Here is a 24787-nt window from a genome sequence, read left to right as displayed (position 1 = left end):
AAACAAGCCTTTTTAGTGGCAATATTTTGTTTTATCTACAACGAGTGACCTGAATCAACTGGTCCGAGTGGTCAAGAAAACCGTCAGCGCGTCACGCGTCGATGCCTCTTGACCAGCATAGACACGAACAGGTCGCCACATCCGTTAGCCTGGAGTTCTACACATGCATCCCCGCGTACTTGAGGTCACTGAACGGCTTGTCACCCGTAGCCGCGCTACCCGTGAGGCCTACCTTGCACTGATTCGCGGCGCCGCCAGCGATGGCCCGATGCGCGGCAAGCTGCAATGCGCCAACTTCGCCCACGGCGTGGCCGGATGTGGCACCGAAGACAAGCAAAGCCTTCGGATGATGAACGCCGCCAACGTGGCGATTGTTTCGTCATATAACGACATGCTCTCGGCGCACCAGCCGTACGAGCACTACCCGGAACAAATCAAACACGCATTGCGCGAGATCGGTTCGGTCGGCCAGTTCGCCGGCGGCGTGCCGGCCATGTGCGACGGCGTAACCCAGGGCGAGCCGGGCATGGAGCTGGGTATTGCCAGCCGCGAAGTGATCGCGATGTCGACCGCTGTTGCGCTGTCGCACAACATGTTCGACGCGGCGATGATGCTCGGCATCTGCGACAAGATCGTGCCGGGCCTGATGATGGGCGCGCTGCGCTTCGGTCACCTGCCGACGATTTTCGTTCCGGGCGGGCCGATGGTGTCGGGCATTTCCAACAAGGAAAAAGCCGACGTGCGTCAGCGCTACGCCGAAGGCAAGGCCAGCCGCGAAGAGCTGCTGGAATCGGAAATGAAGTCCTACCACAGCCCTGGCACCTGCACCTTCTACGGCACCGCCAACACCAACCAGTTGCTGATGGAAGTCATGGGCCTGCACTTGCCAGGCGCATCCTTCGTCAACCCGAACACCCCGTTGCGTGACGCCCTGACTCGCGAAGCCGCGCATCAGATCACCCGACTGACCAAGCAAAGCGGCAACTTCATGCCGATCGGCGAAATCGTCGACGAGCGTTCACTGGTCAACTCGATTGTTGCGCTGCACGCCACGGGGGGCTCGACCAACCACACCCTGCACATGCCGGCCATCGCCATGGCGGCCGGTATTCAGCTGACCTGGCAGGACATGGCCGACCTCTCCGAGGTGGTGCCGACCCTGAGCCACGTCTACCCGAACGGCAAGGCCGACATCAACCACTTCCAGGCCGCGGGCGGCATGTCGTTCCTGATCCGCGAACTGCTGGAAGCCGGCCTGCTTCACGAAGACGTCAATACCGTGGCGGGGCATGGCCTGAGCCGTTACACCCAGGAACCGTTCCTGGAAAACGGTGAGCTGGTATGGCGCGAAGGTCCGATCGAAAGCCTCGATGAAAACATCCTGCGCCCCGTTGCCCGTGCGTTCTCGCCAGAGGGCGGCCTGCGGGTGATGGAAGGCAACCTCGGTCGCGGGGTGATGAAAGTCTCGGCCGTGGCGCCGGAACATCAAGTGGTCGAAGCACCGGCAATGGTCTTCCAGGACCAGCAGGATCTGGCCGATGCGTTCAAGGCCGGCCTGCTGGAGAAGGACTTTGTCGCGGTGATGCGCTTCCAGGGCCCGCGCTCCAACGGCATGCCGGAATTGCACAAAATGACGCCGTTCCTCGGTGTACTGCAGGACCGTGGTTTCAAAGTTGCGCTGGTGACTGACGGGCGGATGTCCGGCGCGTCGGGGAAAATCCCTGCGGCGATTCACGTCAGCCCGGAAGCCTTTGTCGGTGGTGCTTTGGCTCGCGTGCAAGAGGGCGATATCATCCGCGTCGATGGCGTCAAAGGCACCTTGCAGCTTATGGTGGACGCCGATGAATTTGCCGCTCGCACACCGGCCAAAGGCCTGCTGGACAACGGCATTGGTTGTGGTCGCGAGTTGTTTGGCTTCATGCGCATGGCCTTCAGCTCGGCAGAGCAGGGCGCCAGCGCCTTTACCTCTGCCCTGGAGACCCTTAAGTGAAACTAGCGCTGGTCGGTGACATTGGTGGAACCAATGCGCGTTTTGCGTTGTGGAAAGACCAGCAACTGGAGTCGGTCCAGGTGCTGGCGACGGCCGACTATGCCTGCCCGGAAGACGCCATCGGCGTCTACCTGAGCGGCCTCGGCCTGGCGCCCGGTTCGATTGGCGCGGTGTGCCTGTCGGTGGCTGGCCCGGTCAGCGGCGATGAGTTTCGTTTTACCAACAACCACTGGCGGCTGAGCCGCAAGGCCTTTTGTCAGACCTTGCAGGTCGATCGGTTGTTGCTGGTCAACGACTTCTCGGCCATGGCGCTGGGCATGACGCGCCTGCAACCGGGCGAGTTCCGGGTGGTCTGCGAAGGCACGCCGGAGCCGTTGCGCCCGGCCGTGGTGATCGGTCCCGGTACCGGCCTTGGGGTCGGTACCTTGCTGGATCTTGGCGAAGGCCGTTGGGCCGCATTGCCGGGGGAGGGCGGGCATGTCGACCTGCCGCTGAGCAGTCCGCGAGAAACCCAGCTCTGGCAGCACATCTACAACGAGATCGGTCACGTCAGTGCCGAAACAGCGCTGAGCGGCGGCGGTTTGCCGCGCGTCTACCGGGCGATCTGCGCAGTCGACGGGCATGAACCTGTGCTCGACACCCCGGAAGCCATCACTGCCGCCGGCCTTGCGGGCGACCCGATTGCTGTGGAAGTGCTCGAGCAGTTCTGCTGCTGGCTCGGTCGGGTGGCCGGCAACAACGTGTTGACCGTCGGTGGGCGCGGCGGTGTCTACATCGTCGGTGGGGTGATTCCGCGGTTTGCCGATTTCTTTCTCAAGAGCGGTTTTGCCCGCTGCTTCGCCGACAAGGGCTGCATGAGCGAGTACTTCAAGGGCATTCCGGTCTGGCTGGTGACTGCACCGTATTCCGGTTTGACTGGTGCGGGTGTGGCACTGGAGCAGGCTTGAGACCGCATTGACTTCATCGCGAGCAGGCTCGCTCCCACAGGGTTGCGTGCATTCAAATCCTTGTGGGAGCGAGCCTGCTCGCGATAGGGCCCTGACAGGCACCATAGATCCATGAACGATCAGGCATAATCCGCCCCAACACTAACAACAAGGATGCCTTCGAAGTGAGCTCAGTCAACAAGTCGATTTTGTTGGTCGATGACGATCAAGAGATACGCGAGTTGCTGGACACCTACCTCAGCCGCGCAGGGTTTCAGGTGCGGACCACGCCCGACGGTGCCGGTTTTCGCCAGGCGCTGAACGAGGCGCCGAGTGATCTGGTGATCCTTGATGTGATGTTGCCGGACGAAGACGGCTTCAGCCTGTGTCGCTGGATTCGCCAGCACCCGCGCCAGGCCCAGGTGCCGATCATCATGCTCACCGCCAGTTCCGACGAGGCCGACCGGGTCATTGGCCTGGAGCTCGGCGCCGACGATTACCTTGGCAAACCCTTCAGCCCTCGTGAGTTGCAGGCGCGAATCAAAGCTTTGCTGCGACGTGCCCAGTTCGGTCAGGAGCGCTCTGGCGGTGAGGTGTTGGCCTTCGATGAATGGCGGCTGGACATGGTCAGCCACCGGCTGTTTCACACCGATGGCGAAGAGGTGATTCTCTCCGGTGCCGATTTCGCGCTGCTGAAACTCTTCCTCGATCACCCGCAGGAAATCCTCGACCGCGACACCATCGGCAATGCCACTCGTGGCCGCGACCTGATGCCGCTCGATCGCATCGTCGACATGGCCGTTAGCCGTTTGCGTCAGCGTCTGCGCGATACCGACAAACCTCCTCGCCTGATCCGCACCGTGCGCGGCAGCGGTTATCAACTGGCCGCCAATGTAGTCGCCAGCAATGGCCACTGAGTTCTTCACTCGCCTGATACGGCGGGTGCCGGTACCGCGTTCGCTGCTTGGGCGGATGTTGCTGCTGACTCTGTTGGCGGTGCTGTTTGCACAGACGCTGTCGAGCGTGATCTGGGTTTCGCAATTGCGCGCCACGCAGTTGGAAGGGCTGGTCACCGCAGCCCGCAGCCTGGCCCATTCGATGACCGCCAGCGTCAGTTACTTTCGCTCCCTTCCGGTGGCGTACCGGCCGCTGGTTCTCGACCAGTTGCGCAGCATGGGCGGCACCCGTTTTGTGGTGACGCTCAACGACAAACCGCTGGAAATGCAGCTGTTGCCGCCGACCCCGCGTAAACAAGCAGTGTTGGTGGCGGTGGATGATGTGTTGCGCGAATCGCTGGGCGCGGACACCAATATCTCGGTGCAATTCGTCAGCCCGGATGATCTGCGGATTTTCAATGGCGGTTTGAAGCTCGACGAATTGCCGAGGTCCTGGGCGCATTACGCGTTGACCCTGGAACCAGTCAATCCGCCGGTGCTGGTTACCCAGATCAAACTGGCCGAGGGCGAATGGCTGTACATCGCTTCGCTGTTGCCCGAGCCCTATACCAGCCTGGAAGAGCAGGGCCTGCCGTCGCAGCAGGTCTGGTTCATCGTGCTCACCAGCGGTTTTCTGTTGTTGTTTATTGGCCTGTTGGTGCACTGGCAGAGCCGGCCGCTCAAGCGTCTGGCACGGGCGGCGCGGGACATGTCGCTGGGCGCCGAAGTGGAACCGGTGGCCGAGGGCGGTGGCAGTGAAGTGGTTGAAGTCGGCCGCGCCTTCAACGCCATGCGCGAGCGCATCAGCCGCTACCTGACGGAGCGTAGCCAGTTGTTCAGTGCCATTTCCCATGACTTGCGCACCCCCATCACGCGTCTGCGCCTGCGGGTCGAGTTGCTGGAGGATGAGCGGCTGCAAGCCAAGTTCGGGCGTGATCTGGATGAGTTGGAGCTGCTGGTCAAAGGCGCACTGCAATGCGTCAAGGACACCGACATTCACGAAAACATCGAGCCGGTGGACCTCAATCATGTACTCGATTGCCTGGTCGAGCCTTACCTGGCGCCCAACGGCAATGGTCGCGTAACCCAGCAAGGCCGGGCGCTGGCGCCGTATCCCGGCAAGCCGCTGGCGCTCAAGCGCTGCATCGGCAACCTGATCGACAACGCCCTCAAGTACGGGCAGAACGCCCATCTGCACATCGACGACGATGACAGCGCGTTCATTCTGCACGTCGACGACGAAGGCCCGGGAGTGCCTGAACAGCGACTGGAGCAGGTGTTCGAACCGCACTTCCGGTTGGCCGGACAGCAGCAGGGTTATGGGCTGGGGTTGGGCATTGCGCGCAATATCGCCCATAGCCATGGTGGGGAAGTGAGTTTGCAGAATTTGCGCGAGGGCGGACTGCGGGTGACGTTGCAGTTGCCTCGCAGTGCTGATTAGAGACACCGCGTTATCGTTCTTCGCGAGCAAGCCCGCTCCCACATTGGACTTGTGTACGACGCAAAACTACTGTGGGAGCGAGCCTGCTCGCGATGGCGTCAGTCCCTACAACACATGCCTCACGGCCAATGTCACAAGTCAGTGACATACCCGACCCCCTTCGTTACCCGCCCGCCACCGCCCGTTGTTTAGACTCTTCCCAGTCATAACAACAAAAACAGGCACCCTATGAACACCACCCCACCTGCCTTCAGCAGTTGGCTGACCGCACCTGCCCATCAGCAATGGCTGGCTGACGAAGGCTTGCGCCTGCTGGCTTTCGCCAAGGCATCGAAGCTGCCTGAAGGCTTTGGCAATCTGGACGAACACGGCCAATTACCGGCCGACGCCCAGGCCCGCACCATGAACACCGCCCGCATGACCCACAGCTTCGCCATGGCGCATATTCAGGGCTTGCCAGGGTTTGCCGAGCTGGTGGATCACGGCATCAACGCCCTCAATGGCCCGCTGCATGACGCCGAATTCGGTGGCTGGTTTGCAGCGCCTGATCACCGTGATGGCGATACCGGCAAGGCCGCTTACCTGCATGCTTTCGTGGCACTCGCGGCGAGTTCTGCGGTGGTTGCCCAAAGGCCTGGAGCAGATGCCTTGCTCAGCGATGCCATTGCCATCATCGAGCAGCATTTCTGGAGCGAAGAGGAGGGCGCAATGCGCGAATCCTTCAACCGCGACTGGAGCGAAGAGGAATCCTATCGCGGTGCCAACAGCAACATGCACGCCACCGAAGCCTTTCTCGCGCTGGCCGATGTCACGCAGGACAGCCGCTGGCTGAATCGCGCCTTGCGAATTGTCGAGCGGGTGATTCACCGGCACGCAGCGGCCAACGACCATTTGGTGGTCGAGCATTTTGATCGCGATTGGCAACCGTTGCGCGACTACAACCAGGCCAATCCGGCTGACCACTTCCGACCGTACGGCACCACGCCGGGCCATGGTTTCGAATGGTCACGGCTACTGTTACACCTCGAAGCGGCACGCGGGCAGGCGGGCATGTTGACTCCAGGTTGGCTGGTGAGCGATGCGCAAAAACTCTTCGCCAATAACTGCCTTCACGGATGGGACGTCGATGGCGCGCCAGGCATTGTCTACACCCTCGACTGGGACAATCGACCGGTCGTGCGCCAGCGTTTGCATTGGGTTCACTGCGAAGCCAGTGCCGCCGCCAGTGCCTTGCTCAAACGCACCGGTGAGGCGCAGTACGAAACCTGGTACCGGCGTTTCTGGGCGTTCAGCGACCGCTGTCTGATCGACCGGATTCACGGCAGCTGGCACCACGAACTAGACCCGCAAAACCGTCCGAGCGCCGAGATCTGGGGCGGCAAACCAGACCTCTATCACGCCTGGCAAGCGGTGTTGATTCCACGCTTGCCGCTGGCACCGAGCATGGCCAGTGCGTTGGCTCAAGGCTCTGACTCGGCACTTATGTAACCATGCAGTGACATTTTGCCGTCGCTTCGTTACCTGCCAAGCGATCTACGCTGTTTAAACTCGTTTGCAGCGCAAGCACCAGACTTGCATGCATAACAACAAGAAAGGTACCGCTAGATGAATGCGATTTCTCGCCTCGCCACTGTCGTTTCTCTTGCCACGCTGTTTCCCCTGACTGCATTTCCTCTCAGCGCACTTGCCGCCGATTCCAAAGGTTCCGTGGAAGTCGTGCACTGGTGGACTTCGGGTGGTGAAAAAGCAGCGGTCGATGTCCTCAAGGCTCAAGTCGAAAAAGACGGCTTCACCTGGAAGGACGGTGCGGTCGCCGGCGGCGGTGGCGCTACGGCCATGACCGTACTCAAAAGCCGCGCCGTAGCGGGTAACCCGCCAGGTGTCGCGCAAATCAAAGGTCCGGATATCCAGGAGTGGGGCAGCACTGGCCTGCTCAGCACCGACGCGCTGAAAGGCGTTTCCAAAGCTGAAAACTGGGACGGCCTGCTCTCGAAGAAAGTCTCCGACACCGTCAAATACGAAGGTGATTACGTCGCCGTGCCGGTGAACATTCACCGCGTCAACTGGCTGTGGATCAACCCGGCGGTCTTCAAGAAAGCCGGTATCGAAAAAGCCCCGACGACCCTCGAAGAGTTCTATGCCGCTGGCGACAAACTGAAAGCTGCGGGCTTCATTGCCCTGGCCCACGGTGGTCAGCCTTGGCAGGACAGCACCGTGTTTGAAGACGTGGTGCTCTCGGTCATGGGCCCTCAGGGCTACAAGAAAGCCCTGGTCGACCTGGACCAGAAAACCCTGTCCGGCCCGGAAATGGTCAAGTCCTTCACCGAGCTGAAAAAACTCACCGGCTACATGGACCCCAACCGCGCAGGTCGTGACTGGAACATCGCTGCTGCCGACGTGATCAACGGCAAGGCCGGCATGCAGATGATGGGTGACTGGGCCAAGAGTGAATGGACCGCCGCCCACAAGGTAGCGGGCAAGGACTATGAGTGTGTGCCATTCCCGGGCACTGACAAATCCTTCACCTACAACATCGACTCCCTCGCGGTGTTCAAGCTCAAGGCCGATCGCACCGGCGATATCGCCGCTCAGCAGGACCTGGCCAAGGTCGCGCTGGGTAAAGACTTCCAGAAGGTCTTCAGCATCAACAAAGGTTCGATTCCGGTGCGCACCGACATGCTCAATGACATGAGCGCGTCGGGCTTCGACTCCTGCGCCCAGGCGTCGGCCAAGGACTTCCTGGCAGACGAGAAGAGCGGCGGCCTGCAACCGAGCATGGCGCACAACATGGCCACCTCCCTGGCTGTGCAAGGCGCGATCTTCGATGTGGTGACCAACTTCATGAACGACAAGAGCGCTGACCCGGCCAAGGCCAGCGCCCAACTGGCATCGGCCATCAAAGCCGCCCAGTAATTCCTGACGCCGCACGACCCTGTGGGAGCGAGCCTGCTCGCGATAGCTGACTGACATTCAATAGAGATGTCGACTGTTGCACCGCTATCGCAAGCAAGCTCACTCCCACAAGGGGCCACTGTGCGCATTTACTTCTCTTCACCTGGATTATCCCGATGAGCTCTGTGGCGGTTTTCAGCAAAGCCTCACCGTTCGACGCACTGCAGCGCTGGCTCCCCAAACTGGTTTTGGCGCCGAGCATGCTGATCGTCCTGGTTGGCTTTTACGGTTACATCATCTGGACATTCGTTTTGTCCTTCACCAACTCCAGCTTCATGCCGAGCTACAAGTGGGTCGGCCTGCAGCAATACGTCCGGTTGATGGAGAACGACCGCTGGTGGGTCGCGAGCAAGAACCTCGCGGTCTTCGGTGGCATGTTCATCGGTATCAGCCTGGTGCTCGGGGTGTTTCTGGCGGTGCTGCTCGATCAGCGCATTCGCAAGGAAGGCTTCATCCGCACCATCTACCTGTACCCGATGGCGCTGTCGATGATCGTCACCGGTACTGCCTGGAAATGGCTGCTCAACCCAGGCCTGGGCCTGGACAAGATGCTGCGTGACTGGGGCTGGGAAGGCTTTCGGCTGGACTGGCTGGTGGATCAGGATCGCGTGGTTTACTGCCTGGTAATCGCTGCTGTGTGGCAAGCCTCCGGGTTTGTGATGGCGATGTTCCTGGCTGGCCTGCGCGGTGTCGATCAGTCGATCATCCGTGCCGCTCAGGTCGACGGTGCGAGCCTGCCGACCATCTATTTGAAGATCGTCCTGCCAAGCCTGCGTCCGGTGTTTTTCAGCGCCTTCATGATCCTTGCGCACATCGCGATCAAGAGCTTCGACCTGGTGGCGGCGATGACTGCGGGCGGTCCGGGTTACTCCTCCGACCTGCCGGCGATGTTCATGTATTCCTTCACCTTCAGCCGTGGCCAGATGGGCATCGGTTCGGCGAGCGCGATGATGATGCTCGGCGCGATCCTGGCGATTCTGGTGCCTTACCTGTACTCCGAATTGCGAGGCAAACGCCATGAGTAATCAGCTTGGCAAACCAGCCATCAGCTTCAGCCGCATTGCGATTTACGCGACCTTGTTGCTGGCCGCTGCGGTGTACCTGATTCCGCTGGTGGTGATGCTGCTGACCAGCTTCAAATCCCCGGAAGACATCCGCACCGGCAACCTCTTGAGCTGGCCGCAAGTGATTGATGGCATTGGCTGGATCAAGGCTTGGGACGTGGTAGGCGGCTACTTCTGGAACTCGGTGAAAATTACCGTGCCGGCGGTGCTGATCTCGACCTTCATCGGTGCAATGAACGGCTACGTGCTGTCGATGTGGCGCTTCCGTGGTTCGCAGTTGTTCTTCGGCCTGCTGTTGTTCGGCTGCTTCCTGCCGTTCCAGACCGTGCTGCTGCCAGCCTCATTCACCGTCGGCAAACTCGGCCTGGCCAACACCACCACAGGGCTGGTGCTGGTGCACATCGTCTACGGGCTGGCGTTCACCACGCTGTTCTTCCGTAACTACTACGTGAGCATTCCGGATGCGCTGGTCAAGGCGGCGCGGCTGGATGGTGCGGGCTTCTTCACGATCTTCGGGAAGATCCTGCTGCCGATGTCGATTCCGATCGTGATGGTCTGCCTGATCTGGCAGTTCACCCAGATCTGGAATGACTTCCTGTTCGGTGTGGTCTTCGCCAGTGGCGATGCCCAGCCAATCACCGTGGCCCTGAACAACCTGGTCAACACCAGCACCGGGGTCAAGGAATACAACGTTGATATGGCGGCGGCGATGATCGCCGGGCTGCCGACACTGCTGGTCTACATATTCGCTGGCAAGTATTTCCTGCGTGGGCTGACGTCCGGCGCGGTCAAGGGGTAGAACATGGCAACTCTCGAATTACGCAACGTCAACAAAACCTACGGCAGCGGCTTGCCGGACACCCTGAAAAACATCGAACTGAAGATCGATGACGGTGAGTTCCTGATCCTCGTCGGCCCGTCCGGTTGCGGCAAGTCGACCTTGATGAACTGCATCGCGGGTCTTGAAAACATCAGTGGCGGGGCGATTCTGGTGGACGACGCTGACATCAGCGGCATGAGCCCCAAGGATCGTGACATCGCCATGGTGTTCCAGTCCTACGCGCTGTACCCGACCATGAGCGTGCGCGACAACATCGCCTTCGGCCTGAAGATCCGCAAAATGCCGGCGGCTGAAATCGACGAGGAAGTGGCGCGGGTCGCCAAGCTGCTGCAAATCGAACACCTGCTCAGCCGCAAGCCCGGCCAGCTCTCTGGTGGTCAGCAACAGCGTGTGGCCATGGGCCGTGCGCTGGCGCGGCGGCCGAAGATTTATCTGTTCGACGAACCGCTGTCCAACCTCGACGCCAAGCTGCGGGTCGAGATGCGCACCGAAATGAAACTGATGCACCAGCGCCTGAAAACCACCACGGTCTACGTGACTCACGACCAGATCGAAGCCATGACCCTGGGTGACAAAGTGGCGGTGATGAAGGACGGGATCATCCAGCAGTTCGGCACGCCGAAGCAGATCTACAACGACCCGGCCAACCTGTTCGTTGCCAGCTTCATCGGCTCGCCACCGATGAACTTCATCCCGCTGCGTTTGCAGCGCAAGGACGGCCGTCTGCTGGCATTGCTCGACAGCGGCCAGGCGCGTTGCGAGCTGCCGCTGGGCATGCAGGACGCCGGTCTTGAGGACCGCGAAGTGATCCTCGGCATGCGCCCGGAGCAAATTGTCCTGGCGAACGGCGAGGCCAATGGTTTGCCGACCATTCGTGCCGAAGTCCAGGTCACCGAGCCGACCGGTCCGGATACGTTGGTGTTCGTCAATTTGAACGAAACCAAAGTCTGCTGCCGTCTGGCGCCGGACGTTGCGCCGGCCGTTGGCGAGACCCTGACCCTGCAATTCGATCCATCGAAAGTGCTGCTGTTCGATGCCAAGACGGGCGAGCGTCTGGGGACGGCCGGTCAAGCGAAAACCGGGACTCACAGCGACAACGTTGCTCAATTCAAAGGGCGCTGAAGATCAAATGTGGGAGCGAGCTTGCTCGCGATAGCTATCTGACATTCAACATTGATGTCGACTGATACACCGCTATCGCGAGCAGGCTCGCTCCCACAGGGGGGATATGCGGCGGATGGTCTGTCATCCGCCGCAATCGCTGTAAACCGCGTTAGATAAAAACAGTTAATAACAATAAAGACGAGGATGTAGGGATGAAAAAGAAGAACAACGCTCAGCTTATCTGCCAATTGTCAGCTGTTGCGGTACTGATCATGGCCGGTAACGCACACGCAGCTGATGCATTCAGCGCCGACTCCAAGTGGATGACGGGGGACTGGGGTGGCGAGCGGACCAAGCTGATCGACCAAGGTATCGACATCAAGGCGGATTACGTCGGTGAAGTGGGCGCCAACCTCCACGGCGGCTACAACCACGACAAGACCGCACGTTACGCCGACCAGTTTGGTCTGGGCGTGGCGCTGGACCTGCAAAAACTGTGGGGCTGGGATAACACCCAGGCCAAGATCCAGCTCACCAACCGTAACGGTCAGAACATCTCCAATGACCGTGTCGGCGATCCGCGTGCCGGCACCTTGAGTTCCTCTCAGGAAGTCTACGGTCGTGGCCATATGGTCCGTCTGACCCAATTGTGGGTTCAGCACCAGTTCCTCGACGGTAAACTGGACGTCAAAGCCGGTTACTTCGGCGAGGGCGAAGACTTCAACACCTTCCCTTGCGAGTTCCAGAACCTGGCGTTCTGCGGCTCCCAGGCGGGTAACTGGGCGACCGGTATCTGGTTCAACTGGCCAGTCATGCAGGCGGCGGTTCGCGTGAAGTACAACATCACGCCTGAGTTCTATGCGCAGATCGGCGCGTACAACCAGAACCCATCGCAACTGGAGCACGGTAACGGCTTCAAGCTCAGCGGCAGTGGTACCAAGGGTACCGTCTTGCCGGTCGAACTGGTCTGGTCGCCGAAGGTCAACAACCTGCCGGGCGAATACCGTGTCGGTTACTACAAGAGCACTGCCGACGCCAATGACGTCCGTAAAGACGACAATGGCGATGATGCAGCGACCACAGGCAAGGCCTTCCGCAGCCACGACAGCAAGCACGGCTACTGGTTTGTGGCGCAGCAACAACTCACCACCCACAACGGTGATGCTTCTCGCGGTCTGAACGTCGCGGCCAACGCTACTTTCCACGACAAGGACACCAACCTCGTCGACAACTACCAGTCGCTGATGTTTGTGTACAAGGGCCCATTCGACGCACGTCCAAAAGATGACGTCGGCATCGGTTTTGCCCGTATCCATGTCAACGATGACGTGAAGAAAAACGCCGAGTTGCTCAACGTCGCCAATGGTGTCAGCGACTACGACAATCCGCTGTTCTCGCCACTGCGTTCCACCGAGTACAACTACGAGATCAACTACGGTTTCCACGTTACCAACTGGCTGACTGTGCGTCCTAACCTGCAATACATCACTCACCCGGGCGGTGTTGATGAAGTCGACAACGCGCTGGTGGCCGGTTTGAAAATTCAGTCGGTGTTCTAACGCTGTTGCGATAAGCTCCTCTCCATGTGCGCATTTTTGCGGACAGCCAAGGCTGTCCGCTTTTTTTTGGGGCGGCGCAGCCCTGTAGCTCCTATTGGTATGGCAATGATTTTCAGGACCGCGGCACATGCTTGAGCATCCGCTACAACGCTTCTTCAAATCCCTGCGCGAGCGCCCGGTGTTTGCCTGGGAGCGCTATCAGCAGCGTGAGGTGCTGGTGATCGACCATCCGCTGTGTCAGGCGGTGTTCAGTCGTCAGGGTGCGCAGTTGCTGCATTTTCAGCCTACGGGTCAAAAGCCCTGGCTCTGGTGCGCGGCGAAGTGGCCGCAGGTCGGGGCGATTCGCGGTGGCGTGCCGGTGTGCTGGCCGTGGTATGGCCGTCATCCAAGCGAAAATGCCTGGCCGTCCCATGGTTGGGCGCGGTTGATCGACTGGAAGCTGATCGATAGCAGCACCGCTGACGACGGCGTGCGCCTGCATTGGCAATTGCAGCTGTGTGATTGGCAGGTGGACCTGCATGCGCACTTGGGTGAGCGCATGGATTTGCGCTTGAGCACCGAGCATCAGGACAGCCTGCCATGCCAGCTGAGTCATGCGTTGCACGCCTATTGGCGTATTGGCGACGTTGCCGAGATAGCGCTGTCTGGACTCGATGGTGCGCAAGGTTATGACCAGCTCAAGCGCCAGTTCTGCGAGCAAAAAGGCGAGTTGCGGGTGGAGGGTGGCTGTCAGCGGGTGTTCCAGCACGAGGGCGAATTACAGCTCAAGGACCACGCCTGGCAGCGCCAGTTGTGCATCGACACCGGCGACAGCGCGGATACCGTGGTCTGGCATCCGGGGTCACGGCCGCTGCTGGGAGTGAGCTGGAATGAGGTCTCGGAGTTTGTCTGTGTAGAGGCAGCCTGCGGAGGCACCGATAGCCTGAGCCTGGCACCGGGGGAGCGGGCACATTTGAGTTTGCAGGCGCGGATGGGAGCTTAGTTCAAGATGGCGCTGTTACGGCTGGCGCCATCGCGAGCAGGCTCGCTCCCACATTTGATCCGCGTGAACATAAATCCTGTGTACACCGAGATCCAATGTGGGAGCGAGCCTGCTCGCGATGAGGCCATAACAGCCAATAGAGCTTCTGGCCTAACTGAACTCATCCCCGATCGGATACCGGCTGGCGTTGAGGCTTTCCTTGATCTTGCGCAGGTGCGGCTGGAAGTCGACGCCGCGGCGCAGGGTCATGCCGGTGGCGAGCACGTCGAGCACGGTCAGCTGGATGATCCGCGACGTCATCGGCATGTAGATGTCGGTGTCTTCCGGCAGCGGGATGTTCAGGCTCAAGGTGCTGGCCTTGGCCAGTGGCGAACCTTCGGCCGTCAGACCCAGCACCGAGGCGCCGTTCTCACGGGCAATGCGCGCCACCTCGACCAGTTCGCGGGTGCGCCCGGTGTAGGAGATGATCACGAACAGTTCGCCCGTGTGGGCCACCGAGGCAATCATCCGCTGCATCAGCACGTCGGCGTGGGCGGTGACCGCCAGGTTGAAGCGGAAGAACTTGTGCTGCGCATCCAGCGCCACCGGGGCTGACGCGCCGAGGCCGAAGAAGTGGATCTGCCGGGCCTGGATCAGCAAATCCACGGCGCGGCTGATCAGGTTCGGGTCCAGAGCCTGACAGGCGCTGTCCAGCGATGCGATGGCGCTGCCAAAGATTTTCTGGGTGTAAGCTTCAGGATTGTCGTCGGCTTCCACTGCGCGACTGACATACGCCGCGCCGCTGGCCAGGCTTTGGGCCAGTTGCAGTTTGAGTTCCGGGTAGCCGCTGACACCGAACGAACGGCAGAAACGGTTGACCGTCGGCTCGCTGACCGAGGCGGCCTGGGCGAGGGCGGCAATACTGAAGCGAGTGGCCTGCTGCGGGTTGAGCAGGATCACTTCGGCGACCTTGCGTTCGGCCTTGTTCAGGTCTGCAAGGCGATTCTGGATTTGTTCCAGTAAATTTCGCACGCGGTCCATTTATGTTCCTTAGGTCGGCTATGCAGATTGGGCCTGTGAAGCGGCCCATAATGGTGGCCTATCCTACTGATGGCCCCGACCGACCACCACTCGGAATCTGTATTTTGGAAAAATGTTGTGTTTATTACTACATTTTTCCTTGAGCGATGCCTTAAAAAAAGGTATTTGTAGCTTAACTTGATAAAAGAACAAACATCATGCCTTCGATTACGGTTGAACCGTGCACCTTTGCCTTGTTCGGCGCCTTGGGCGATCTGGCCCTTCGCAAGCTGTTTCCTGCCTTGTACCAACTCGATGGCGCTGGCCTGCTACACGAGGACACGCGCATTATCGCACTGGCCCGTGAACCAGGCAGCGAGCAAGAGCACCTGGCCTTTATTGCCCGTGAACTGCGCCATTACGTTGATGCCAAGGAACTCGACGAAGCCGTGGTCGAGCGCTTCCTGGCACGCCTGACGTACCTGCATGTCGACTTCCTCAAGTCTGACGACTACGTCGCCCTGGCCGAGCTGGCCGGTTCGGCGCAGCGGATGATTGCCTACTTCGCGACGCCCGCTGCGGTGTACGGCGCGATTTGCGAGAACCTGGCGAAGGTCGGCCTGAGCGAAAACACCCGTGTGGTGCTGGAAAAGCCGATCGGTTCGGACCTCGAGTCGTCGCGCAAGGTCAACGACGCCGTGGCGCGGTACTTCCCGGAAAACCGCACGTACCGTATCGACCACTACCTGGGCAAAGAGACGGTCCAGAACCTGATCGCCCTGCGTTTCGCCAACAGCCTGTTCGAAACCCAGTGGAACCAGAACTACATTTCCCACGTGGAAATCACCGTCGCCGAGAAAGTCGGGATCGAGGGCCGTTGGGGCTACTTCGACAAGGCCGGCCAACTGCGCGACATGATTCAGAACCACTTGCTGCAGTTGCTGTGCCTGATCGCCATGGACCCGCCAGCGGATCTTTCGGCTGACAGCATCCGTGACGAGAAAGTCAAAGTGCTCAAGGCGCTGGCGCCGATCAGTCCGGAAGGCCTGACCACCCAGGTGGTGCGCGGCCAGTACATAGCCGGTCACAGCGAAGGCAAGTCGGTGCCGGGTTACCTGGAGGAGGAGAACTCCAACACCCAGAGCGATACCGAAACCTTCGTCGCCCTGCGTGCCGACATCCGCAACTGGCGTTGGGCGGGCGTGCCGTTTTACCTGCGTACCGGTAAACGCATGCCGCAGAAACTGTCGCAGATCGTCATCCACTTCAAGGAACCGTCGCACTACATCTTCGCTCCCGAGCAGCGCTTGCAGATCAGCAACAAGCTGATCATCCGCCTGCAACCGGACGAAGGTATTTCCTTGCGCGTGATGACCAAGGAACAAGGCCTGGACAAGGGCATGCAGCTGCGTAGCGGTCCGTTGCAGCTGAATTTTTCCGATACTTATCGCAGCGCGCGGATCCCCGATGCCTACGAGCGGTTGTTGCTGGAAGTGATGCGTGGCAATCAGAACCTGTTTGTCCGTAAAGATGAAATCGAAGCCGCGTGGAAGTGGTGTGACCAGTTGATCGCCGGGTGGAAGAAATCCGGTGATGCGCCCAAGCCGTATGCGGCGGGCTCCTGGGGACCGATGAGTTCCATTGCACTGATCACGCGGGACGGGAGGTCGTGGTATGGCGATATCTGAATTCAAACTGCCTCAGGGCGTCAGCGCTCATGAGTTTCGCAGCCCGGTGTTGCTGGCCGAAGGCTTGGCACTGAAGGTGGCCAAGCAACTCAGCGACGCTATCGATGCCCGAGGCGCCGCGACGCTGGTAGTCTCCGGCGGACGCAGCCCGGTGGCGTTTTTCCAGCACCTGGCCAAGCAGGCGCTGGACTGGTCCAAGGTCGTGGTGACCCTGGCGGACGAGCGCTGGGTACCGGTGGAACATGCCGACAGCAATGCCGGTCTGCTCAAGCGCTACCTGTTGCAAGGCCCGGCAGCCAAGGCGAAGTTCCTCAGCCTCTACAGCGCCACTGCCAACCTTGAACAGGCTGCCGAGCAGGCCGATCGCTTGCTCGCCGAGTTGCCGGCAATCGACGCGCTGGTGCTGGGGATGGGCGACGACGGTCACACCGCCTCGCTGTTCCCCAACAGCCCGAACCTCGCCGAAGCCTTGCGGCCCGACGGCACTCGCCGTTGCTGGCCGATGCTGGCGCCGACGGTGCCACATCAGCGCCTGACCATGAGTCGTGCGCTGCTGGCGTCGGCAAAGTTCACCGTGCTATCGATTTCCGGTCAGTCCAAGTTGACTACCCTGAGTGCCGCACTGGCCGGTGACGATGTCGCCGCAATGCCGATTCGTGCGTTTCTGAAACCCACGTTAGAGATTTACTGGTGCCCATGAACCAAGGATCAGCCGCTATGACAAACACTCAACCGACCGTTTCCATGGCGGACAAAGTTGCCCTGATCGACAGCCTCTGCGTCAAGGCGCGGATTCTGCCGGTGATCACCATTGCCCGCGAGCAAGACATTCTGCCACTGGCTGATGCCCTTGCCGCAGGTGGGTTGACGGCCCTGGAAGTGACCCTGCGTTCGCAGTTCGGCCTCAAGGCCATCCAGGTTCTGCGTGAGCAGCGTCCAGAGCTGGTCACCGGTGCTGGCACCGTGCTCGATCGCAACATGCTGGCCGCCGCTGAAGCTGCCGGTTCGCAGTTCATCGTGACCCCGGGCATAACCCGCGATCTGCTGGAAGCCAGCGTCGCCAGCCCGATTCCGCTGTTGCCGGGCATCAGCAACGCCTCCGGAATCATGGAGGGCTACGCCCTGGGCTATCGCCGCTTCAAGTTGTTCCCGGCGGAAGTCAGCGGTGGCGTGGCAGCGATCAAGGCCCTTGGCGGCCCGTTCGGCGAAGTGCGCTTCTGCCCGACTGGCGGTGTTGGCCCTGCCAACATCAAGAGTTACATGGCACTGAAAAACGTGATGTGCGTTGGCGGTAGCTGGATGCTTGATCCGGAGTGGATCAAGAACGGCGACTGGGCACGTATTCAGGAGTGCACCGCCGAGGCGCTGGCCCTGCTGGACTGATTGGTTTTACCGGCTTTTTTCTACGCAGAATCGTTGTAGTTGTGTTCTACGGCTTTACGGCGCACTTGGTCAGTGCGCCGTTTTTTTTTGCCTGCGGAAAAGCGGCGGCCCTGTAGCAGCTGTCGAGCCTGCGAGGCTGCGCAGCAGTCGTAAAATCAGGCGGCGGATTCTTCCAGGCAAACCGCATTCGCAGGATTTGCGAGGACTTCGCCCGAACGCGGTCCGCCTCTAACGCAGCCTCGCGGGCTCGACAGCTGCTACGGGGAGTTGGAACGCCTATAGCGGCATACATAGTTACCGCAACCCATCCCGGAGATCTGTTTATCCTTCGAGCAACTTATGGAGGAAAGCGACTCATGGAAGAACACGCAACAACCAAGGCAACCGGGCCAATCTGTTTATTGGCTCCCGAACAGATTGCCGGCCCGTACTTCAGAAACCCCAGGTTGATCCGAAGGAACATCAGTGAAGGTGCCAATGGCATTCCCTTGCTGCTCAAACTGAGCATTGTCGACGCCAGCACCTGCGAACCGGTGACGGATGCCCTGGTGGATATCTGGCAATGCAATGCACGAGGGGCCTATTCGGGCTGGAGCAAGATCAATCCGGACAAAGAGGTCGATGTCGGCGATATCGGCTCGGTTCCGCGTACCGATGACGACACTTATTTGCGCGGTGGGCAATTCACCGATCGCAAAGGCGTCGTCAGGTTTACCACGATTTATCCGGGGTTTTATGCGGGGCGCAGCGTGCACATCCATGTTGCCGTTCGAATCGTTACCGGCAGCAATCATCTGGAGGCGCGGCATGTTGCCTGGGTCGGCCAGCTGTACCTTCCCGAGGTGACGTCACGTTCGGTGCTGAATGCTAAAGATTACAGTGGGCGGAGCATTTCGCCGCTGCGCAACGATCAGGATGAGCTTTTTACCCAAATGCATGGGGAAGACTCGATACTGAAAATCCACACCATTGCCCGTGATTCCTGGGAAGACGGCTATTTCGGGCAGTTGACCATCGGGATCGACAAGCGCGCGATGTCTGCGCAGATCAAGCCCGAAGACTTCGACATCTATACCGTGTGAACACCAGCCTCGGTGTTCATCACCTCAACTCAGCTCGATCAGGGCCTGAGCCAGCAGCTGCATTTCCTGTGAGGTGTTGGTCAGGCCCGGTGTGATGCGAATACAGCTGCCGCACGCCGAACCGTTGCGGGTCACGGTGAACAGGTTGTAGTCATTGAGCAGGCGCTCGACCATCGCTTGCTGGTCGGCATGTCGGGTGAAGCGCATCGAGGTGATGCCGCAATACAGGCGCGGATCATCCGGGGTCATGACTTCAATGCCCTGCACATCGCGAACAGCCTTGACCCACAGATTGCGCAGGTAGTTAAGCCGTGCACCCTTGGCGGCTGCGCCACCGATGGAGCGATGTTCTTCGAACACCAGCGGCAAGGTCAGTAACGCCGGAATGTTTGGCGTACTGTAAGGCGTGCGCGAGCGGATGTCGGTGAGCGGAAAGTGAAACTCGTCCATGTCCGGATCGATATCGGGCAGACGCTGTGGTGCGATGTAGATGAACCCCAGGGTCAACGGTGCACCGATCCATTTGTGCAGGTTGTAGCCGGCAAAAGAGATGCCCAGGTCATCGAGGTTGAATTCGATCTGGCCGAGGGCGTGGGCGCCGTCGAGGATCACGTCGATCCCGTGCTCTTTGGCTGCGGCGGCGATCGCCTTGACCGGCATCACCAGGCCGGTGCGATGGGTGACGTGGGTCAGTGCCATCAGCTTGAGCCGTGGATAACGCACGAACGCCTCGCGGTAGGTCGCCACCAACGTCTCGAAGCTGGCGGGATGAGCATGCTCGATCTCGATCACTTCGACACCGCGATAGCGAGCCAGCCAGCGCATCGCACTTTTGACCGTGTCGTATTCCAGATCGCACAGCAGTACCTGATCGCCCGGTTGCAAGCCGTTGTAGTTGCGAATCAGCGATTGCAGTGCGTCCGAGGCGTTGCGTGTCAGGGCTACCGCTTCGGCGGGTACCTGCAAGAGCTCGGCCAGTTGCCCGCGTATTTTCACGCTTTCGAGTTTTTCGAAACGCTGGCGCACATGCACCGAGTTGCTGCGGTTGATGAGCTCGATGTTGCGTTGGTACTCCTCGACCACGGTACGCGACATGCGGCCGAAGTAACCATTCTCCAGATTGATCGGACCTGGCTGGACTTCGTAGCGGTCGGCGAACGTTTGCCAAAAAGCTTCATCAAGGGCGCGGCGCGTGTTTTCGGGCATGGGGGCGACTCGTTCTGTGGTTCAGTGGCGTGGCTTGGGTTTGCCATGTTTGGTGCGCAGCGGGTCGAGCAAGTCGGACAGGCCGTTGTGATCGATTTCCTGCATCAGGGCCAGCAAGCCACCCAGTTCGCCGTGGGGGAAACCCTCGCGGGCGAACCAGTTCAGGTATTGGCCGGGCAGGTCGGCAATGATGCGACCCTTGTATTTGCCGAAGGGCATTTCGCGGGTGACCAGCAGTTCAAGCTTTTCGGGATTCATCGATCGGTCGTCTTGATTCAAACAGTCTGGAAAATACAGGCATTCTGCATGCAGGCCAATTGACAGATCATGCAAATAACTCGGATGCAGATGTTTGGCTAAAAGTTAACATATTGAAATTTATCGTAAAAACTTCAATTCAAGGGCTGGCACACGTGATGCAACACCTTATGCGGCTCTCTCAACCCACGAGGAATTGAAAAATGACCGACATTAATAAAGAAGCGATTTCAGTCCTGAACGACCTGATCGAGACCAGCAAGGACGGTCAGGAAGGTTTCAAGACCTGCGCCCAGGACATCAAACAGCCTGAACTCAAGGCACTGTTTGTCAAACGCGCTGCCGACTGCGCCGCTGCCGTTGCCGAACTTCAAGGCACCGTGCGTTCGATGGGCGGCGATCCCGAGACCAAAACCAGCGTCAGCGGTGATTTGCATCGTCGTTGGGTTGACCTCAAATCATTGGTCACCGGCAAGGACGAAGAAGCGGTGCTCAACGAAGCCGAGCGTGGCGAGGACCATGCCCTGAAGGCTTACAAGGCAGCGATGGAGAAGATCAACAAACACAATCTGGTGGGGATTCGTGATCTGGTCGAACGTCAGTATCACGGTGCGCAACGCAATCACGATCAGGTCAAAGCCTTGCGTAACCAGGCTCGCGCCCGCTCGTAAGGTTGTCAAAAACGCCTGAGATCAAAAGATCGTCCGAACGCGGACGATCTTTTGGGGCCTTGCGATCAGCCGATGCTGATAGCGGGCAATGTCGGCAAGGTCACGGTCTGTTGCTTGCGTGGTGCGAGGATCTCGGCCTCGCCGTCCACGACCAGCTCATCGCGCTGGTTGAATACCCGAGTGGCGATGCGCACGCGGAATTTCGGCAGTTTTTCGAGGATTTCCAGGCGTACGGTCAGGGTGTCGCCGATTTTTACCGGCTTCTGAAAGCTCATTTGCTGACCGATATAAATAGTCCCCGGTCCAGGCAGCTCGCAGGCGACAGCGGCGCTGATCAGCGCACCGCTGAACATGCCGTGGGCGATGCGTTCCTTGAACATGCTCGCTGCCGCAAACTCGGGGTCCAGGTGCACCGGGTTGTGGTCTCCGGACATCGCCGCGAACAGCTGAATATCGCGTTCCTCGACGGTCTTGCTGTAGCTGGCGGTCTGGCCGACTTCGAGGGCTTCGTACGGGGTATTGGTAACCTGGGTCATATGTCTTGAATCCTGTGACGAGTTAAGTGAAATAGGCTCTGTACGAAAACTGCCTGCGCGTCGACCAGGCTGCGTTAAAAACAGGCTCGGAATGCTCATTTAGAGGCCTAAACTCCGCTTCCTCGCCTGTTTTTGCCTTGCCTGATCGCCGCTCGGCTAGTTTTCGTACAGACCCTAACCAAACATTATTCGGTTCGGGGTGGCCGGCGATGGCTCAGTGCCTCAGCCAGCCATTTGAGCAGGTCCGCGGTCACTTCATCGCGGTTGCTCTCGTTGAACAGTTCGTGCCGGGCTTGCGGGTAGATATTCAGTTGCATGCACTGGTTGCCGGCGCCGCGCAGTGCGTCGGCCAGAGCCTTGAGACGTTTGCCTTCGCTCACCGGATCACATTCACCACCGATCACCAGCAACGGCAGGCCCGGATCGATCTCCGCGAGATTGGACGCTTTGCTGATTTGCTGCAAGCCGCCGAGCAGGTCGATCCACAGCTGATTGGTACAACGGTAGCCGCAGAGCGGGTCGTGGACGTACTTGTCGACTTCGTCCGGGTCGCGGCTGAGCCAGTCAAACCGGGTGCGATGAGGCTTGAAGGGCTTGTTGAATGAACCGAACGACAACCACTCGATCAATGCACTGCGACCGGTAGGCCCCTGGCGCCAGCGTTCGAAACGCGCAATCAGGCGCGCTATTCGGTAGAGCGCGACGGGCTGGAAGTTCGAGCCACTGAGCACGGCAGCGTGCAGGCTGGCGCTGTGATGCAGCAGGTACGCCTGAGCGATGTAACTGCCCATGCTGTGGCCCAGCAGCACGATCGGCACGCCCGGATGGTGTTGGCCGATGTGTTGGTTAAGGCTGGCCAGGTCTCCGACCACTTTGAGCCAACCGTCCTTGTCCGCAAAATGCCCGAGCACACCGTGTTCGGCGGTTTTGCCATGGCCGCGCTGGTCCAGCGCATAGACGCCATAACCCTCGGCACATAAAGCCTGCGCCAGCCGGGCGTAACGACCGCTGTGTTCGGCCATACCGTGGGACAGCAGAATCACCGCCTTCAGCGAGCCTTCAGGCAGCCACTGGTTGACGAAAAGTCGACTGTGATCGCTCGCGGTCAACCAGAATGTGTCGTGGATCATGGCGATTCCTTTGCACGGTTTTGTTTAGGCGCGGCGTCGTTGCATTGTATAGCTCATCAACCGCAGGGCGTGCGATGTGGGTATCCCTCAGCAGCAAGATTCACGCTGTCAATGAGGCCGGTGCGTATATTTGCCTGAATCACCATAGCTGCTAGTGTCCCAGAAGCCCCGCTTTTCAGCGTCACGGAGAGGCGGCCCGGATTCGCTCAGGTAAAGAGGACAAGTACAATGCAACCTGATTTCTGGAATGACAAACGCCCGGCCGGCGTACCCAATGATATCGAACCGGGTGCCTACAAGTCGGTGATCGAGGTGTTCGAGCGTTCCTGCAAGAAATTCGCTGACCGTCCGGCGTTCAGCAATATGGGTGTGACGCTCACCTATGCCGAACTTGAGCGCTACAGCGCGGCGTTCGCTGGCTACCTGCAAACACAGACCKACCTGCTGCCCGGTGATCGCATCGCGGTGCAGATGCCCAATGTCCTGCATTACCCGATTGCCGTGTTCGGCGCGTTGCGAGCCGGGCTGATTGTGGTCAACACCAACCCGCTGTACACCGCGCGTGAGATGCGTCACCAGTTCAAGGACTCCGGTGCCCGGGCGCTGGTGTACCTGAACATGTTCGGGCAGAAGGTCCAGGAAGTACTGCCCGACACCGAGATTCAGTACCTGATCGAAGCGAAGATGGGCGACCTGATGCCGACCGCCAAGGGCTGGTTGATCAATACCGTGGTCGACAAGGTCAAGAAGATGGTCCCGACTTATGACCTGCCGCAGGCGATTTCCTTCAAGAGCGCGTTGCACCTGGGTCGCGGTCAAGGCATCAAGCCATTGAAGGTCAGCCTCGACGATGTCGCCGTGCTGCAATACACCGGCGGCACTACCGGGCTGGCCAAGGGCGCGATGCTGACCCACGGCAATCTGGTCGCCAACATGCAGCAGGCCCGGGCTTGCCTCGGCCAGTTCGGCAGCGATGGCAAACCGCTGTTGCGCGAAGGCCAGGAAGTGATGATCGCGCCGCTGCCGCTGTACCATATCTATGCCTTCACGGCGAACTGCATGTGCATGATGGTGACCGGCAACCACAATGTGTTGATCACCAATCCACGGGATATCGCCGGCTTCATCAAAGAGCTGAAAAACTGGCGGTTCTCGGCGCTGCTGGGGCTCAACACGCTGTTCGTCGCGCTGATGGATCATCCGGACTTCAAGACCCTGGACTTCTCCAGCCTCAAACTCACCAACTCCGGCGGCACCGCACTGGTCAAGGCCACCGCCGAACGCTGGGAGCAGATAACCGGTTGCCGGATCACCGAAGGCTACGGCTTGACCGAAACCTCGCCAGTGGCCTGCACCAATCCGTATGGCGACAAGTCACGCATTGGCACGGTCGGCCTGCCGGTGCCGGGCACCACGTTGAAAGTCATCAATGATGACGGTGTCGAACAGCCCTTGGGCGAGCGCGGCGAGTTGTGCATCAAGGGCCCGCAAATCATGAAAGGCTACTGGCAGAAGCCCGAAGCCACTGCCGAGGTGCTGGATGCCGAGGGCTGGTTCAAGTCTGGCGACATTGCGGTGATCGACCCGGACGGGTTCGTACGGATTGTCGATCGCAAGAAAGACATGATCATCGTCTCGGGTTTCAACGTGTACCCGAACGAAATCGAGGACGTGGTCATGGCGCACCCGAAAGTCGCCAACTGCGCGGTGATCGGCGTGCCGGACGAACGCTCCGGGGAAGCGGTGAAGCTCTTCGTGGTGGCGCGTGAAGCGGGGGTCAGCCTTGAAGAGCTGAAGGCCTACTGCAAGGAAAACTTCACCGCCTACAAGGTGCCCAAGCACATTGTGCTGCGTGAGTCGCTGCCGATGACGCCGGTGGGCAAGATCCTGCGACGGGAGCTGCGCGATATCGCTTGATACCTGAAGGCTGCGCTTCGCGCATTCGCGGGCAAGCCCGCTCCCACAGGGGTCAATGCTGACCTTGTGGGAGCGGGCTTGCCCGCGATGCTTTTAGGGGGGAGACGCCTGTTCCAGAGGGGT

At 59.8% G+C, this 24787-nt stretch carries 22 protein-coding genes; 17 read left to right on the top strand and 5 right to left on the bottom strand.

Going from position 1 to position 24787, the window contains the following annotated elements:
• Positions 1–163 precede the first annotated feature (163 nt).
• The 11 genes from edd (at position 164) to AC1DHT_RS21700 (ending at position 13794) form a co-directional block, all read left to right on the top strand.
• Complete coding sequence (gene edd, locus AC1DHT_RS21750; protein ID WP_427536068.1) at positions 164–1990, top strand: phosphogluconate dehydratase; 1827 nt, start codon at positions 164–166, stop codon at positions 1988–1990.
• Positions 1987–2937, top strand: a complete 951-nt coding sequence (locus AC1DHT_RS21745; protein ID WP_427536067.1) for a glucokinase — start codon at positions 1987–1989, stop codon at positions 2935–2937. The genes edd and AC1DHT_RS21745 overlap by 4 nt, the downstream gene beginning before the upstream one ends.
• Before the next feature lie 164 nt (positions 2938–3101).
• Complete coding sequence (locus tag AC1DHT_RS21740; protein WP_103314995.1) at positions 3102–3833, top strand: response regulator; 732 nt, start codon at positions 3102–3104, stop codon at positions 3831–3833.
• On the top strand, positions 3823–5292 hold the full coding sequence (locus AC1DHT_RS21735; protein ID WP_427536065.1) for an ATP-binding protein: 1470 nt from the start codon (positions 3823–3825) through the stop codon (positions 5290–5292). The genes AC1DHT_RS21740 and AC1DHT_RS21735 overlap by 11 nt, the downstream gene beginning before the upstream one ends.
• Positions 5293–5520: 228 nt before the next feature.
• Positions 5521–6780, top strand: coding sequence for a D-mannose isomerase (locus AC1DHT_RS21730; protein WP_427536063.1), 1260 nt, complete (start codon positions 5521–5523; stop codon positions 6778–6780).
• 117 nt (positions 6781–6897) lie between these two features.
• Entirely contained in the window at positions 6898–8205 is a 1308-nt protein-coding gene (locus tag AC1DHT_RS21725; RefSeq protein ID WP_427536061.1) for an ABC transporter substrate-binding protein, read from the top strand.
• Between the two features lie 155 nt (positions 8206–8360).
• On the top strand, positions 8361–9269 hold the full coding sequence (locus AC1DHT_RS21720) for a carbohydrate ABC transporter permease (RefSeq protein ID WP_019693218.1): 909 nt from the start codon (positions 8361–8363) through the stop codon (positions 9267–9269).
• Entirely contained in the window at positions 9262–10107 is an 846-nt protein-coding gene (locus AC1DHT_RS21715) for a carbohydrate ABC transporter permease (RefSeq protein WP_019693217.1), read from the top strand. The genes AC1DHT_RS21720 and AC1DHT_RS21715 overlap by 8 nt, the downstream gene beginning before the upstream one ends.
• A 3-nt stretch (positions 10108–10110) precedes the next feature.
• Positions 10111–11271 (top strand): ABC transporter ATP-binding protein, encoded by a 1161-nt coding sequence (locus AC1DHT_RS21710; protein WP_019693216.1) that lies wholly within the window; start codon positions 10111–10113, stop codon positions 11269–11271.
• 194 nt (positions 11272–11465) lie between these two features.
• Positions 11466–12812: a carbohydrate porin gene (locus AC1DHT_RS21705; RefSeq protein ID WP_427532100.1), complete on the top strand. Its 1347-nt coding sequence runs from the start codon at positions 11466–11468 to the stop codon at positions 12810–12812.
• A 127-nt stretch (positions 12813–12939) separates the two neighbouring features.
• Positions 12940–13794 carry a D-hexose-6-phosphate mutarotase gene (locus AC1DHT_RS21700; protein ID WP_427536059.1) on the top strand — a complete coding sequence of 285 codons (855 nt, stop codon included), beginning with the start codon at positions 12940–12942 and terminating at the stop codon, positions 13792–13794.
• Positions 13795–13944: 150 nt separating this feature from the next.
• On the opposite strand, the gene AC1DHT_RS21695 is transcribed toward AC1DHT_RS21700, so the two are convergent.
• Positions 13945–14805: a MurR/RpiR family transcriptional regulator gene (locus AC1DHT_RS21695; protein WP_173859948.1), complete on the bottom strand. Its 861-nt coding sequence runs from the start codon at positions 14803–14805 to the stop codon at positions 13945–13947.
• 206 nt (positions 14806–15011) lie between these two features.
• Between AC1DHT_RS21695 and zwf the strand changes: the two genes are divergently transcribed.
• The 4 genes from zwf (at position 15012) to AC1DHT_RS21675 (ending at position 18946) form a co-directional block, all read left to right on the top strand.
• Positions 15012–16481 (top strand): glucose-6-phosphate dehydrogenase, encoded by a 1470-nt coding sequence (gene zwf / locus AC1DHT_RS21690; RefSeq protein ID WP_427536057.1) that lies wholly within the window; start codon positions 15012–15014, stop codon positions 16479–16481.
• Entirely contained in the window at positions 16468–17181 is a 714-nt protein-coding gene (gene pgl / locus AC1DHT_RS21685) for a 6-phosphogluconolactonase (protein WP_427532094.1), read from the top strand. The genes zwf and pgl overlap by 14 nt, the downstream gene beginning before the upstream one ends.
• A 17-nt stretch (positions 17182–17198) precedes the next feature.
• Positions 17199–17864: a bifunctional 4-hydroxy-2-oxoglutarate aldolase/2-dehydro-3-deoxy-phosphogluconate aldolase gene (locus AC1DHT_RS21680; protein ID WP_024264889.1), complete on the top strand. Its 666-nt coding sequence runs from the start codon at positions 17199–17201 to the stop codon at positions 17862–17864.
• Between the two features lie 356 nt (positions 17865–18220).
• Positions 18221–18946: an intradiol ring-cleavage dioxygenase gene (locus AC1DHT_RS21675; RefSeq protein WP_427536055.1), complete on the top strand. Its 726-nt coding sequence runs from the start codon at positions 18221–18223 to the stop codon at positions 18944–18946.
• Positions 18947–18970: 24 nt separating this feature from the next.
• Here AC1DHT_RS21675 and AC1DHT_RS21670 read toward each other — a convergent pair whose 3' ends face one another.
• Both AC1DHT_RS21670 and AC1DHT_RS21665 read right to left on the bottom strand, forming a co-directional pair.
• Complete coding sequence (locus tag AC1DHT_RS21670; RefSeq protein WP_427536053.1) at positions 18971–20152, bottom strand: aminotransferase class V-fold PLP-dependent enzyme; 1182 nt, start codon at positions 20150–20152, stop codon at positions 18971–18973.
• A 21-nt stretch (positions 20153–20173) separates the two neighbouring features.
• On the bottom strand, positions 20174–20410 hold the full coding sequence (locus AC1DHT_RS21665) for a DUF3820 family protein (protein WP_427536051.1): 237 nt from the start codon (positions 20408–20410) through the stop codon (positions 20174–20176).
• A 203-nt stretch (positions 20411–20613) separates the two neighbouring features.
• On the opposite strand from AC1DHT_RS21665, the gene AC1DHT_RS21660 reads away from it, so the two are divergent.
• Positions 20614–21081, top strand: coding sequence for a ferritin-like domain-containing protein (locus AC1DHT_RS21660; RefSeq protein ID WP_427536049.1), 468 nt, complete (start codon positions 20614–20616; stop codon positions 21079–21081).
• Positions 21082–21146: 65 nt separating this feature from the next.
• On the opposite strand, the gene AC1DHT_RS21655 is transcribed toward AC1DHT_RS21660, so the two are convergent.
• Positions 21147–21617, bottom strand: coding sequence for a MaoC family dehydratase (locus tag AC1DHT_RS21655; protein WP_054593675.1), 471 nt, complete (start codon positions 21615–21617; stop codon positions 21147–21149).
• A 185-nt stretch (positions 21618–21802) separates the two neighbouring features.
• A complete protein-coding gene (locus AC1DHT_RS21650) occupies positions 21803–22747 on the bottom strand; it encodes an alpha/beta hydrolase (RefSeq protein WP_427536047.1) in 945 nt (314 codons plus the stop codon).
• Between the two features lie 228 nt (positions 22748–22975).
• Here AC1DHT_RS21650 and fadD2 point away from each other — a divergent pair, with 228 nt between their 5' ends.
• Positions 22976–24664: a long-chain-fatty-acid--CoA ligase FadD2 gene (gene fadD2 / locus AC1DHT_RS21645; RefSeq protein ID WP_477761466.1), complete on the top strand. Its 1689-nt coding sequence runs from the start codon at positions 22976–22978 to the stop codon at positions 24662–24664.
• Positions 24665–24787 lie beyond the last annotated feature (123 nt).

Source organism: Pseudomonas sp. 05N432 (assembly GCF_056396945.1).
The sequence above is the reverse complement of the archived record's forward strand: the minus strand, read 5'-3'. Positions and strand labels throughout refer to the sequence as shown.